Source organism: Ruegeria sp. CDSB029, from assembly GCF_059611125.1.
In genome coordinates this window covers 22,448-35,137 of sequence record NZ_JBXWOX010000021.1, presented here as the reverse complement: position 1 = coordinate 35,137, position 12,690 = coordinate 22,448, and the positions used below count along the sequence as shown (strand labels likewise).

The 12,690-nt window shown below is 53.9% G+C and carries 14 protein-coding genes; 10 read left to right on the top strand and 4 right to left on the bottom strand.

Annotated features, from left to right (window positions below):
- Window positions 1-104: 104 nt before the first annotated feature.
- From AC2FI8_RS19915 to otnC, 7 genes are read left to right on the top strand one after another with little or no spacing between them, the layout of a single operon-like run.
- On the top strand, window positions 105-1,112 hold the full coding sequence (locus tag AC2FI8_RS19915; protein WP_496780711.1) for a Bug family tripartite tricarboxylate transporter substrate binding protein: 1,008 nt from the start codon (window positions 105-107) through the stop codon (window positions 1,110-1,112).
- A 57-nt stretch (window positions 1,113-1,169) separates the two neighbouring features.
- Window positions 1,170-1,919, top strand: coding sequence for a hypothetical protein (locus tag AC2FI8_RS19910; RefSeq protein ID WP_496780710.1), 750 nt, complete (start codon window positions 1,170-1,172; stop codon window positions 1,917-1,919).
- Between the two features lie 4 nt (window positions 1,920-1,923).
- Window positions 1,924-3,435, top strand: coding sequence for a tripartite tricarboxylate transporter permease (locus AC2FI8_RS19905; protein WP_496780709.1), 1,512 nt, complete (start codon window positions 1,924-1,926; stop codon window positions 3,433-3,435).
- A complete protein-coding gene (locus tag AC2FI8_RS19900) occupies window positions 3,435-3,722 on the top strand; it encodes a putative quinol monooxygenase (RefSeq protein WP_496769909.1) in 288 nt (95 codons plus the stop codon). The genes AC2FI8_RS19905 and AC2FI8_RS19900 overlap by 1 nt, the downstream gene beginning before the upstream one ends.
- The gene (locus AC2FI8_RS19895) at window positions 3,719-4,516 is read left to right on the top strand and encodes an N-acyl homoserine lactonase family protein (protein WP_496780708.1); all 798 of its coding nucleotides are present in this window, start codon (window positions 3,719-3,721) and stop codon (window positions 4,514-4,516) included. Before AC2FI8_RS19900 ends, AC2FI8_RS19895 begins: the two co-directional genes overlap by 4 nt.
- Window positions 4,513-5,790 (top strand): 3-oxo-tetronate kinase, encoded by a 1,278-nt coding sequence (otnK, locus tag AC2FI8_RS19890; RefSeq protein ID WP_496780707.1) that lies wholly within the window; start codon window positions 4,513-4,515, stop codon window positions 5,788-5,790. Before AC2FI8_RS19895 ends, otnK begins: the two co-directional genes overlap by 4 nt.
- Window positions 5,787-6,428 (top strand): 3-oxo-tetronate 4-phosphate decarboxylase, encoded by a 642-nt coding sequence (gene otnC / locus AC2FI8_RS19885; RefSeq protein WP_496727414.1) that lies wholly within the window; start codon window positions 5,787-5,789, stop codon window positions 6,426-6,428. Before otnK ends, otnC begins: the two co-directional genes overlap by 4 nt.
- Window positions 6,429-7,009: 581 nt before the next feature.
- On the opposite strand, the gene AC2FI8_RS19880 is transcribed toward otnC, so the two are convergent.
- From AC2FI8_RS19880 to AC2FI8_RS19865, 4 genes are all read right to left on the bottom strand, one after another.
- Entirely contained in the window at window positions 7,010-7,165 is a 156-nt protein-coding gene (locus tag AC2FI8_RS19880; protein WP_496769916.1) for a hypothetical protein, read from the bottom strand.
- Between the two features lie 529 nt (window positions 7,166-7,694).
- The gene (locus tag AC2FI8_RS19875; protein WP_496780706.1) at window positions 7,695-8,867 is read right to left on the bottom strand and encodes a saccharopine dehydrogenase family protein; all 1,173 of its coding nucleotides are present in this window, start codon (window positions 8,865-8,867) and stop codon (window positions 7,695-7,697) included.
- A complete protein-coding gene (locus tag AC2FI8_RS19870; RefSeq protein ID WP_496780705.1) occupies window positions 8,864-9,565 on the bottom strand; it encodes a DUF4166 domain-containing protein in 702 nt (233 codons plus the stop codon). The genes AC2FI8_RS19875 and AC2FI8_RS19870 overlap by 4 nt, the downstream gene beginning before the upstream one ends.
- 40 nt (window positions 9,566-9,605) lie before the next feature.
- Complete coding sequence (locus AC2FI8_RS19865; RefSeq protein WP_496769922.1) at window positions 9,606-10,169, bottom strand: GbsR/MarR family transcriptional regulator; 564 nt, start codon at window positions 10,167-10,169, stop codon at window positions 9,606-9,608.
- 350 nt (window positions 10,170-10,519) lie between these two features.
- On the opposite strand from AC2FI8_RS19865, the gene AC2FI8_RS19860 reads away from it, so the two are divergent.
- The 3 genes from AC2FI8_RS19860 (at window position 10,520) to AC2FI8_RS19850 (ending at window position 12,684) form a co-directional block, all read left to right on the top strand.
- Window positions 10,520-11,068, top strand: coding sequence for a hypothetical protein (locus tag AC2FI8_RS19860; RefSeq protein ID WP_496780733.1), 549 nt, complete (start codon window positions 10,520-10,522; stop codon window positions 11,066-11,068).
- 79 nt (window positions 11,069-11,147) lie between these two features.
- Window positions 11,148-11,579, top strand: a complete 432-nt coding sequence (locus tag AC2FI8_RS19855) for a TetR-like C-terminal domain-containing protein (protein WP_496769925.1) — start codon at window positions 11,148-11,150, stop codon at window positions 11,577-11,579.
- A 115-nt stretch (window positions 11,580-11,694) separates the two neighbouring features.
- Window positions 11,695-12,684 carry a TRAP transporter substrate-binding protein gene (locus AC2FI8_RS19850; protein ID WP_496780704.1) on the top strand — a complete coding sequence of 330 codons (990 nt, stop codon included), beginning with the start codon at window positions 11,695-11,697 and terminating at the stop codon, window positions 12,682-12,684.
- Window positions 12,685-12,690: the final 6 nt, after the last annotated feature.

Below are 12,690 nucleotides of genomic sequence, written 5' to 3'. Positions count from 1 at the left end.
TAGCGCGATAGCAGCTTCCACTACAGTACGTTGACAATGCATTCTTTAATGTATACGCAAATAAATGCAATAATAAACGCAAAGATGTTTGGGAGGACTTGGAAATGAAACTAAAGCTAGGGCGGTTGGCGGCCGCAGCCGTGATGGCGACCGGGATTACAGGGGCAGCTGCTGCGCAGGATTATCCCTATCGTGATATCACCACAGCTGTGGTCTGGGGGGCCGGAGGAGGTACGGATACGATCAACCGGATGATCATGGCCGAGATGGAAAAACACCTTCCGGTCTCGATCAATGTGATCAATCAAACAGGTGGTGTCGCAGGCTCCAATGGTATGGTCTACGTCATGAACCAACCAGACGATGGCTATACATTGGTTGGTTTGTCAGAGTCGAACGTCACCGCTGCTGTGCAGGGTGGTTGGGATAAGAAATTTGATTTTTGGTATCCGTTCATTGTTGGCGGATCACCTGATCTGATCTCGGTCCCGGCGGACAGCCCTTACAATACGCTGGAAGAACTGGTCGACGCTGCGAAAGCCGCTCCTGGCACTATTCCCGCGGCGGCTTCCGGCGCAGGTTCAATCCACCACTTGAACCTTCTGGCCATCGAAAAAGGGTCCGGCGCAGAATTCAAGTTTGTTCCCTACAAAGGCTCGGCGCCAGGTCAGGAAGCAGCGATAGCGGGTGAAGTTGCGTTGGTTGTGACCTCACTGGCTGAACAAGCTCCGCTGATCGAAGGCGGTCAGTTGAAGCCGCTCGCGATGCTGACGCCCGAAGATGCGCAGATTGCAGGGGCAACAGTGCCTTCTGCCTTTGGCATCTATGACGGTCTTGATCAGTATTTGCCGCTCAAGCAGGCCATCGGGTTTGCAGTTCACAGTTCAGCCGGGGACGATGTAAAGGCCGCACTTGGTGATGCCTTCGAGCAAGCTATTGCCTCCGACACCGTCGCCGAATGGGCCGCGGTAAACAATTACGATGTCGGTGGTCAACACGGCGAAGAAGCTCAAGAGCTGTTTGCGAACCTCGAAGCTACCTTTGCCTATACCTTGCAAGACCTTGGCGCTGCCACAGTGGATCCGGCCTCGCTGGGTATCGAGCAGCCCTAATCCGATCAATTTTGAAGGGGCGCGCTTGATCGCGCCCTTTCCCTCAGGAGGCAGGCAATGGACAAACCTGACGAAACACTGGTCATGCGGTCGCGCGACTTTTGGGCAGCAATTGTCCTAATAACAGTGTCCGTCTTTTTTCTTTGGAAGACGTCGGACATTCCACTTTGGGGCGAAAACCGCGCAGGTGTAAGTGGATCGGATTGGTACAACTCGGCTGCAATTGTACCGCTGTTCATCTTCGGGGGATTGCTTGGCTTGTCCTTCGTTTTGCTGGCTATTTCAATCCGCTCAGGTGGTGCCCAAAACGCGCTCAGTGCTTTGGGCATCGGGTGGGATAAGTCGGAAGCCTATCGAGCTTCTACAATAGGCCTGATCCTTCTTGCATATGTCGTTGGGTTGGTTCCAAGAGTGGACTTCATTCTGTGTTCTGGGTTGCTGATTACAGCTTTGACTTACGGCTACTACGGGGGTCATGCGCGGCGTGCTTTGGTTGCTTGTATCGCAGTTGTCGTCGCCGGTCTGTTTGCGTTCGCCGTGTTTTATGCTCAGGCGGATTGGAATGCACACGGTGATGATTGGTTTACATTGGCCGTTTGGGTCGCTTTAACCCTTTTGGTGCTGACCAAAGCGGCTTCCGAACGCGTTTTGCGGGTCGTTCCTTTCATCGCGATATTGGCCCCGCTCATCCTCGTTTGTGCGATGGCTTTTGTTTTCCGCCAGAACGTGCCTGCACGCGGCGGGCTGATCTTCAAGGAAATCGAATACCACTACTACGTGACGCTTCGTCCGTTATGGAAAGATTGATCGGATGGACTTTATCCTATCGCAACTGGCTGGATTTGGGGCGGCGTTCGTTGGTCTCGCAGTGGACCCGCTGACCTATCTGTATTTGATTGCATCCGTGTTCCTGGGCATCACGTTCGGCGCATTGCCCGGCCTTACGGCAACCCTGGCTGTGACGATCCTGACGGGATTTTTTGGCAACAAAATCCCACTGGACTATTCGCTCATCGCTTTGCTCGGGGCCTATGTTGGCGCGATTTACGGCGGCTCTTACCCGTCTATTCTGCTGAATATACCGGGCACGGCGGCCAGTGCGGCGACGGCAATGGATGGCTACCCACTGGCCAAAGCGGGTCGAGGGGGCGAAGCACTTGGGCTGACCACAACGGCCAGTTTCATTGGCACAGTTATCGGGACCCTCACGCTTTTGATTTTCGTATGGGCACTGCTTTTGGTTTCAAAGAACATCGCAAGCCCGGAGAAAGCATTGCTGGCCCTGTTCGGCATTCTGCTTTCTGGCACTTTGATGAGCGAAGACCTGGTGATCAAGGGATGGATCGCCGGTCTGATCGGGCTTGCGATGTCCATGGTGGGGCTTGACCCTCTGTTGTCTGAACCGCGCTATACTTTCGGCTGGTCTTACCTGTTGAGCGGGTTTCAGGTCGTGCCAGTTTTGATGGGGGCCTTCGCCATCCCCCAAATCATCGACGGCTTGAGGCACGTTGAGGCCGGGAAAGTTCTGGCCCTGAAAGGTCGCATTCTTCCGAACCTACGCTCCATCCGACGCTACCTGCCCACCATTGGCCGGTCAGGAGTGATCGGGACCGGGGTAGGAGCGCTTCCCGGCGTGGGCGAAGATGTCGCCGGTTGGGTCAGTTACGGTGTCGGCAAGACCGTATCTGCCGAGGGCGACAAGTTTGGAAAAGGGTCGTTGGAAGGTCTGCTGTGCTCAGAGACCGCAAACAACGCCTGCATTGGGGGGGCGCTAATCCCGCTTTTGGTTTTGGGCATTCCCGGTTCACCACCCGCCGCCGCCTTGATGGGGGCTTTCAAGATCAACAACGTGATCCCGGGACCGACGATAGACCCCGAGATTATTCTGCGTGTGGTTGCAATCTTGGTGCTGGCCTCCCTGACAATGTTCTTGATGGGGCTTTTCACCGCTCGGGTTTTCATCAGAATACTCGCCATCCCGCAGACTATCTTCTTGCCGGTTGTGATGGTTCTAACAACAATTGGGTCTTTCAGCGTCGGTGGTGGCATCAATGATCTTTACCTGATGCTTGGCGTCGGCGCCGTTGCCTATTTCATGAACCTGATGAAATACCCAATCGCGCCATTGGTTATCGGGGTTATTCTGGGCAGCCTGTTTGACGAAACCTTCCGCCGGTCGCTGTTCTTGTCGGACGGGGATCTTTCGGTCTTCTATTCGCGGCCCGGTGCGGCCATTCTGCTGGTGCTCAACATTGGTCTGATCCTCAGCCAACTGCCTGTCGCGAAGCGCGCTTTCTCACGTCTGAAAGGACTTTCCGTCTGATGTTTGTGGTTACTGTCACCTTCACTCTCAAGCCCGGTACGAGAGACACCTTTTTGCCGCTGATGGTCGAAAACGCTTCGACCTCTTTGTGTGAAGAGCCCGGATGCCAGCAGTTTGACGTTTGCCTCGGCGACGATCCCGAGACAGTTTTTCTCTATGAGGTTTATGATGACAGCGCGGCCTTCTCTGTACACCTAGAAAGTGCGCATTTTCGGTCCTTCGATACGGCTGTGGCTGATATGATCGCCACCAAGGTGGTTCACCAGTATTCCGAGGTCATCCGATGAACGATTGGGAAATCCATGCCGTGAAATACGCGGATCGCAACGCCCGGACGCGAGCTGATAGTTTCATCATCGATGATAATCACGACGCGTCTCACGCGATGGACTATTTCGTTTGGGTATTGAAGCGCGGCAACGAAGTCATTCTGGTCGATACCGGCTACGACTCCGATGAGGCCGCCGCCCGTGGTCGTCCCATTGCGATGGACCCACGCGAGGCTCTGCGCCCCTTGGACATCACGCCGGAAGCGGTGACAGACATCATCGTGACCCATCTTCATTATGACCACGCGGGGGGGCTGCATATGTTCCCGAGCGCGAAGTTGCATATGCAATCGGCGGAGATGGCCTTCGCCACAGGCCCCTGCATGTGCCACGACGATCTGCGCGCACCTTTCACGGCGGGCCATATTTGCGAGGTCGTAAAGCGTCTCTATTCAGGGAAGGTCGTGTTCTACGATGGAGAAGCCGAGATTATAGATGGGATCACGGTGCACTGCATTGGTGGGCATTCGCGAGGGTTGCAATGCGTTCGCGTAAGGACGGAAGCCGGGTGGATGGTGCTCGCCTCTGATGCCTCGCATTACTATGAGAATTTCATGGCGCGCAAAGCCTTTCCCATTGTCGTCGACCTGCAGGACATGATGGATGGATTTAAGACGCTCGAGAGGTTGGCCTCGCATCCTCGACTTATCGTGCCCGGCCATGATCCACTTGTGCGTGAGGTTTTTCCCGTCGGAGCGGCACCACATATCCATAGGCTGGATTTCGGGCCAACCAGGGACATCGAACTATGAAAATTGGTGTCATAGCGGATGATTTTACTGGTGCGAGTGATATTGCGAACACCTTGGCGAAGGGCATGGAGCCAGAAGGTGGGATACGAACCGCGCAGTTTCCGGGTGTTCCTAATATCCCGGTCGACGAAGAGATCGAAGCGGGTGTGATCTCACTCAAAAGCCGCACTGCACCGGTTGAAGAAGCCATTGCAGACAGTCTGAGTGCTTTGCGGTGGCTCGCGGATCAAGGATGCCAGCAGTTCATCTTCAAGTATTGTTCGACCTTCGATTCCACGACGGAAGGAAATATCGGCCCAGTTGCGAAAGCGCTTGCCGACGAACTGGGCGCGGAAAAAGTGATTTTCTGTCCGGCCTTTCCGACAACGGGGCGTACTATCTATTACAGTCATCTCTTTGTGCTTGGTAAGCTGTTGCACGAGTCTGGGATGGAAAATCACCCTCTTACTCCGATGACGGATGCCAATATCAGGCGATGGTTGCAGTATCAGACTGAAGAAGCGGTTGGGTTGGTGCCAATTGACACTGTGAAGCTAGGTTCAAAGGCGATTGCTGATGCTTTGCAGAAAGCCGACGAACGATTTGTGATTGGCGATGCGATTTCGGATGAAGATTTGTTGGCCTGGGGCAAGGCTCTAAAGGATGCCAAGCTCATTACAGGGGGATCCGGGATAGCGCTGGGGCTACCCAGAAATTTCCTGAGAGAGACTTCATCCAAAAGTGCTGGCAGTGCGTTCACTGGTGTCGCAGGGCCTGCCGCGATCCTTGCGGGTTCTTGTTCAGGTGCGACCCGCGGGCAGATCGATGTTCATGCGAAATCCCATCCAACCTTCGCCATTGATGTTCCGGGTGTCATGGCCGGGGATGTGACCACGCAAACGCTTCTGGATTTCTTTGAAACGCATCCGGGTCAGGCGCCACTCGCGTATTCATCGGGAAGCCCGGATGATGTGGGCGCGATCCAAAACAAATTTGGTCAGGAAGCTGTGGCGAAAAAACTGGATAGTCTCTTTGCAGATACAGCACGAAAACTTGCCGAAACGGGGTACAAGCGCCTTGTGGTGGCAGGAGGAGAGACGTCGGGAGCTGTCGCCAAGGCTGTCTCTGAGGCACTGGGGTCACCGGCCATGTCAATTGGGCCAGAAATTGACCCTGGCGTGCCAGTCCTGAGCGTTGGAAAAACTGAACCCATTGCGATGGCACTAAAGTCTGGGAACTTTGGCGATCCAGACTTTTTCGCGAAAGCGCTGAGAATGATGGAGGCAGGCCGATGAGTTCGGATGAATGGGCTATGCGGCAGCAGATGTCGGAGTTGTGTGCATCTCTGTTTGCGCGTGGATTTTCTGTCGGTACTGCGGGCAATGTCTCTGCCCGTCTGAACGAAGGCATCCTTATGACACCCACCAATTCGACATTGGGGAATATCGACCCCGAGCGCATTGCCAAAATTGATTTGGATGGCAACCACGTCTCCGGAGACAAGCCGACCAAGGAAGTCTTTCTGCATCACGCCTTCTATGAAACGAGATCGGAAGCGGCTGCCGTAGTTCATCTGCACTCGACCTGGGCGACCGCACTGTCGTGCCTGGAAGACACTGATCCAGATGACTGTATTCCACCGCTGACGCCGTATATGGTCATGCGTGTTGGTACGGTCAAACTGGTTCCATACGTCAAGCCGGGTGACCCGAAATCCGGTGAATTGATCCGCGAACTGGGCGGCAAATATAGTGCTGTTCTATTAGCCAATCACGGTCCCGTCGTATCAGGAAAGGATCTCTTCTCAGCTGTCTGTGCAGCTGAAGAGCTGGAAGAAACGGCTAAGCTGCTAGTGGCTTTGCGCGGCCTGCCAACCCGCCTATTGGATGCCGGACAAGTAGCAGAACTCAATGAGACTTTCAGAAGGATGTAATCAGACACCGAAAGGGGGAGTGTGCCGACTTTTGGGCAAATCGTGTAAAATTATTCGCGAATACCGCGCAAAGTTATGGGCAAGCACATTTGAATTTAATGCACGAAATCAATAGCAGGAGCGCATCGTTATGAGCGCGCCTACAATCTTGTAGGATTGCGTATGACACTTCGCACACCCCATAGGTTTGCTTAGTTTGCCTATAGTTTTTCGCTGCGCGATTACCTGCCGTACCGATAAACTTAATCAGTTTATGACGTAGTCGTTACGGTTACGGACTCTTGCGGCGCTCGACTCGCTAGGGGCACTCACTGAGGAACATTGGGTTCCATGCGGCCATTTTGCTGGGGTTCTCGTGAACGTCTGCGATGCGCAGAAATCGGAATTTGCAAAGTTTGGCGGACATGCGTCGAGATACTTCAGCTTGTCCGTTTTGGCGATCACGATCAGCCCGCCATTCGGGAATAACAGCTTTCCGTGATTCTTACCGTGTACGGAATGCGCGCGCGCTTTTACATTCTGGGAAATGATCTTGTTCAAGTCTTTGTCTCTGGAATAGTGCATGTCGCATCCCGACAAGCTCACTTCTTGGAATTGGTCCGGTTGGCGTTTTTTGCGGCGGCGCTTTGCGCGCGTGCGGTGAAACTGCCTTTTGCCAATTGGCCGCCAGTCTTGGTTGAGGTTGCGGATTGAATGCGCGCGGCTGCTTTGGCGGTCATGGCTTTAGTTTTCGGCATCCTGTTTTCCTTTCGAGTTTGAGGATGCCTTGGTTGTTTCAGTTTTAGGCCGGCCATTCACCAGATAAGCTGGGGACACCATTTTGAGATTTTGCAAAGATAGCGCTATGCACATCGATACAGCTTGAGCCCTGTTCAGTTCCGAAACTTACCAATTGCTTCCAAACGAACCAATGCCCCTTGGTCCAGGCAGCGGAATAACAGCTCCTTTTTGATGCCGTGCCAGATCTACAGTGCTGCGTATTTTGTTGAATCTGTCCTGATAAGCGATGTCGGGTTCGGAAATCTGCGGTCAAACGTTTCATGCCGCTAGAAGTGACCGGCGAATGCGCATTTCCCTTGCCCAAGATTTGCAGATTTTGATGACGTACATCTTAGCAGATGTCCTTGCCGCGACTGTTATCACGACTGAAATATAAGGTGCGCACCAGCCTATCAGTCAAAGCGTCGCATTTGAATTAAATGAACTCTATCGCGTATAATAAAAAACCCTTTTTCCGCACTGCTTTCGAGTCGAGTTCCAGTGCTCTCAAGGTGTTGCAGGATTTAGGCGCCGCCTGTTCAAATTTCCTGAGCGCTTGCCCTTTTGCACGCCGCCTCTTGGGTCAGTTGTGCCATCATCCATCAGTTCGACGATCTCAGTACGAATTTCCAGATCTGCCATAGCGCCTTCAACCAGGGGCCTTGTCAGCTCTGCCAGGCAGGGTCGCGCACCTGCAATCACGTTGTCATGTTCTCGCAGGATCGCGCGGCACATGACACCGGGAACAAAAGGACCGTGCCCCTTTTCCGCGATCAGCTTCCAATTTCGGGTCAGGCTCTGCCCGGCGCGCTTGCCGGAAACACTTACCTGCATACCGCCTCGGTCACTTCCGAAGGGATAAAGCGCTTTTGAAAGAACGTAGAGCGCAGAATAGGCAATGGCCGGTAATTCAAAGTGCCCGTACTGCCTGAGTTTAGCCAGCAGATGTAATGCCCAGTTCATCAACGGAAGTTCCAGACCCGCACGAAACATGACGCTTTTCGCGCCTGTCATTTCCGGGAGCAATGCGATGTCGGGAACGTCGACGCTGTATCCGGCGCGCCTCATACCCGATTCCAACTCATACAACTTGCGATCTGTCCATCCGCTAGTTGTTTGCCAGGCACCATTGCGCCACACCTGATGCCGCCGTCCGACACCGCTGACAATACTCTTGATAACGGACATGCCTCGCGGTGCCCGGTTACCTGGCAGGATAGCGATGTCGATAACATCAACTTCATCCAGATCTTCGATCAAATCTTCGACGATACAGGAAGACAGACCGGGTACGCTGGATGCACCGGAAAGGGCAAAAACACCTGCGGCCGTTGCTTCGGTGTTCAAAGCACCAATACCCTTCGTGAACGTGGCGCTGTCCGACAGATCAAGATAGTGGCAGCCATGAGCGATACAGAGTTTCGGGACTTTATACGGATCATCACCATAGTGTTGGAACGGTCCTGCCGCATCAATCACAACGTCTGGCTTTACTTCAAAAACTGCCTCTGGTGCTTTACCAATGTCCAATTTCAGGGTTTGCGCCCCGAGTTCCTGAGCCAGAGCGCGGCCCTTTTCAGGGCGTCGTCCGGCCAGCCAAAGCTGATGCCCGTCACGTGCCAGCAATCGGGCCGTCAGGGAACCGAAAACACCGTATCCGCCGATAATCACGACCTTCATGACGGGACACTCCCGATAATCTCAGCATCATGAAATGTTGCGTCCTGCCAGATCAGCTGGCCAAAAAGCGGATGCGCCAGTTCCAGAGTGAACCGGAACTGCCCATCCCCTAGTTCTTCGTGGCCGACCACAAGCCCCCCAGGACAGCACCACCGTGGCAGAGGCAGTCGGTTTTGCCCCAGTTTCAGGAAGTATCGTTCGCTGACAAAATAGAGACCATTCGCTGTGCTTTCGAGCTTTAGCGAGATGCCAATTCCAAAGCCGATATATTCTTCCAATCCGGTGGGTCCGGCAAAGCGTTTTGAGCTGCCGACCATCTGTGGAAACCCGGCCGCCCGACCATATTGCCGGATCCAAAACTGCCCGCCCGTTGCCGCATCTTCGGTGACGGTGACCACGGCGGATCGACCGACAGAGGTACGATCAAACGGCAGCGGTGCGCCGATCACGCGCAGGGCAAAGGCCAGCGCCCGCCCGACGGGGTTCATCCGCATTTGGGTCACGCGGCCCTGATAGGCAAGGCTGGCATCCCCCCGCAGACGCTTGCTGAACCGGCGTTGAATTGCCTTGGGCAGGCGCGACCATGCCGAAGCCCCCAGCAAGTTCTTGAAGCGATCATCCAGACTGCTGATCGCATCGGATTGCGGTTGAGCCGGCTTCGCACCTGGTGGCGCTATCCTTTTGTTAATTTCGATCATTCTGTTTTTTCCGTCAAAAGAGAAATTAAAGGTCAAATTTTTAGGTGCTTTTTTTGCCTCCGGTGAAGCTGAGCAGGGAAACGACTTTGGTTCCCATTTTCATCAACATCACCAGTTTCGGACGGGGCACCGTAAGCATGTCCCTGAACCACGTATCGGCGGTTGCCAGAAACTCTTGCATGTCCTGCATGCGCCGCAACGCGGTTGGGTCAAGATTGCTTTCGGTTTCAGCCTGAGCCACGCAGGCGCGCAGGGCTTGTGCTGCCGGATCAATCTCGCGTTCCTTGCGCCCTTGGGCGATGCGGATCCCCATTTCCCAGACATCCACTTCGGCCTCATAATGCTCGCGCCGGTCACCTGGCACCGGAATGCGGCGAATGAGGCGCCAACTCACCAATTCTTTGAGCGAGTTGGACACGTTGGATCGCGCAATACCCAACGACTCGGCGATCTGCTCGGCATTAAGGGGTTTGGAGCTAAGATAAAGTAGCGCGTGAATCTGCGCCACAGAGCGATTGACGCCCCATTGATTGCCCATATCACCCCAATAAAGAATGAACTGGCTTGCAGCGTCTGATTTCGTTATGTCATAAATTTCTGTCATAACAGAAATATCAGACTTGATGGAGCGAAAATCAAGACCATTGTTGATTCATGAATGCAAATCACGTGCTGACGCGACGGCCAAATGTCCAAACACGATCAAACAGCTGATTTAAAGGGATTTCTCCCCACAGCATTCATGCAGTCGCTCAACATTAAAACCCGCGCCGGTGAACGACAGGTACAGGTACGGCGGCCATCAACAAGAAATGACATGGCAAGCAACCGGTATGGGCGTCGAAGAGCTGTATCAAGTGATCTTGAATGATTGGGCCAGGCTAACAAAAGAACAATAGGTGGATGTGTCAGTACGATCGCTTGATCAGATCGGTCAGCTAGAAGCACCAGCTGGTGACCCGCCAACAGCGCAAGATTTCACGCGTTTCTAAACAGCCTACCGAAAGTAGTCTTGGGTGCGGGCATATCGCTAGATCTGACTTTTTGTCCTTCTGGTGCGCAAGCAAGGCTTGGCGATCAATAACAAGCACTCCTGAAAAGACCATCGATCCGAAACTCGGGATGCTGGAACTGGTTGGGCAGCTCGGCAGTGTTTTGCAGACCTGTGAAGTGATGGGATACAGCCGGGACAGTTTCGACCGGTTCAAGGAGCGCCCTATGCTCAACTTGTACTTTGTCAGGGTGGCGAGGTTTGAACGCGAGCCGACAAAAAAGGATGACATTCGGGCGTGCGACTTAGGCAAAAACATCCCTGCCGACCTCCTTTGCTATCCTGCGGTACAAGCAGCGGATATGTCGACGAACTGTAGGTGGCAGAAAGAGAAGCTGGTTGGAAGCTGGCGGAAATCAGGACTTGCGCCAAAAAGAAAAAACCTGGTTGATGACGAAGCGATGCGACTGCAGGCAAGGTTGATCTCAGAAATGGGCTTTACCGAAACATAGTTCGGATCCGGAGTTGAGCAGACATTAACGGGAACGGAATTTGATAAGTGCCATAATTAACGCGGCTTCGCAGCGTTACATGGATATTCGTCTGAACTCGCGCACACTGGCGCGTTTGCACGTCTCACTACAAAACGCCCCCGCATCACAAGAGACGCCCAAGGCAAAGCTGCTTGCACTTGCGTTGGCCTACCTGGATTTCGGTAACGAAAACCGAAACCTATGGGCCGCTTTATTCGATCACCGGATGCAGCCGGGTGTACCGGTCCCGCAATGGCACCTTGAGGAACACGCGGTGCTCATCGCCGAGATCATCGCTCCGTTATCGCAATTGAACCCTCAGTTGGATGACGACACATTGGCTTCGCGTGCACGAACTGTGTTTTCTGCTGTGCACGGCATAGTAAAGCTATCGCTGGAAGGCCGGTTCGTCGCGTTGGACGCGGATGCGGTACAAGCTGAATTGTCCGAGTTCATGACCCAATATCTGCAGGGGTATCAGTCAGGGTAAGTGTCCTCGTTTTCTCGAAAGTGATTGCATATGGAATTGACATCAATGCCACCGCATTGCGACGCTGCCAAACAAGTTAAGAAAGCGGAAAATCCGAAAATTCGACGGAGGTATCATGCGTAACATGTTTAAGGCGGCGTTGGCTGCAACACTCATAGTGTCTGCTCCGATCATCGTGCAGGCCGAAACCATCATCCGAGTGACGTTACAGTTGCCAGAGACTCATTCGTTGGGACAGAACTGGATCGCGTTCAAGGATATCGTTGAAGAGAAGTCCGGCGGTGAGCTAACGGTTCAGCTGTTCCCGTCAGCGCAGCTTTACAAAGATAAGGAAGTTCCAGAAGCAGTGGGTACAGGCGCTGTCGAGGCCGGTTCGGCGTTTCTTGGCCGGTTTACCGGGGCGGTCCCGGCAGTAGACGTCGTGAACCTGCCCTTCTTTTTCCGTGATGAGGACCATCTGCGGGCGGCCGTTGCCACTGGATCACCGATGCGCAACATTCTGGATGCCGCTGTGCTTGAGGAAACGGGGGCCAAGGTTCTGTGGTGGCAGGCGTTTGGGCGTAATGTCTATTTGTCGAACGGGTCTGCCATCCGAACACCCGCCGATCTCAAGGACCAAAAAGTCCGGACCTACGGTAAGGTGATTGGTTGGACCGTCGAGGCGCTTGGTGGCGCACCCACGCTGATGTCGGGGTCAAAACAGTTTCTGGCCTATCAGCAGGGTGCTGTCGATGTGGGCATGACAGGTGCGTCTGCCGTGAAGTCGCGAAAACTGCACGAAGTGATGGATCACATGACCTTGTCATATGACAGCGCTATCGAATTTGTGGCCGTCATGAACAACGACTTTTTCGAAAGCCTTTCGCCCGAGCATCAGCAGATCATTCTGGACGCCGCCGCTGAGGTCGAACAGCAATTGCGTGACGCGATCTACGCAGAAGAAGACGCAACCATTGACGAAATGCGCGGCCTGATGACCGTGGTTGATCTGACCGATGAAGAGCGTCAGCAATGGATTGAGGCGACCTCGAGCGTTTCTCAGCGTTTTGTCGATGACGCAGGCGATACTGCCGCCGAAGTGATTTCAGCCGTGTCCGGAATGTAATCCCTT

Bases quoted from the DNA above. Each gene is read 5' to 3' on its own strand.
- AC2FI8_RS19915 (WP_496780711.1), top strand. From the start codon at position 105: ATGAAACTAAAGCTAGGGCGGTTGGCGGCCGCAGCCGTGATGGCGACC.
- AC2FI8_RS19910 (WP_496780710.1), top strand. From the start codon at position 1,170: ATGGACAAACCTGACGAAACACTGGTCATGCGGTCGCGCGACTTTTGG.
- AC2FI8_RS19905 (WP_496780709.1), top strand. From the start codon at position 1,924: ATGGACTTTATCCTATCGCAACTGGCTGGATTTGGGGCGGCGTTCGTT.
- AC2FI8_RS19900 (WP_496769909.1), top strand. From the start codon at position 3,435: ATGTTTGTGGTTACTGTCACCTTCACTCTCAAGCCCGGTACGAGAGAC.
- AC2FI8_RS19895 (WP_496780708.1), top strand. From the start codon at position 3,719: ATGAACGATTGGGAAATCCATGCCGTGAAATACGCGGATCGCAACGCC.
- otnK (WP_496780707.1), top strand. From the start codon at position 4,513: ATGAAAATTGGTGTCATAGCGGATGATTTTACTGGTGCGAGTGATATT.
- otnC (WP_496727414.1), top strand. From the start codon at position 5,787: ATGAGTTCGGATGAATGGGCTATGCGGCAGCAGATGTCGGAGTTGTGT.
- AC2FI8_RS19880 (WP_496769916.1), bottom strand. From the start codon at position 7,165: ATGCCGAAAACTAAAGCCATGACCGCCAAAGCAGCCGCGCGCATTCAA.
- AC2FI8_RS19875 (WP_496780706.1), bottom strand. From the start codon at position 8,867: ATGAAGGTCGTGATTATCGGCGGATACGGTGTTTTCGGTTCCCTGACG.
- AC2FI8_RS19870 (WP_496780705.1), bottom strand. From the start codon at position 9,565: ATGATCGAAATTAACAAAAGGATAGCGCCACCAGGTGCGAAGCCGGCT.
- AC2FI8_RS19865 (WP_496769922.1), bottom strand. From the start codon at position 10,169: ATGACAGAAATTTATGACATAACGAAATCAGACGCTGCAAGCCAGTTC.
- AC2FI8_RS19855 (WP_496769925.1), top strand. From the start codon at position 11,148: ATGGATATTCGTCTGAACTCGCGCACACTGGCGCGTTTGCACGTCTCA.
- AC2FI8_RS19850 (WP_496780704.1), top strand. From the start codon at position 11,695: ATGCGTAACATGTTTAAGGCGGCGTTGGCTGCAACACTCATAGTGTCT.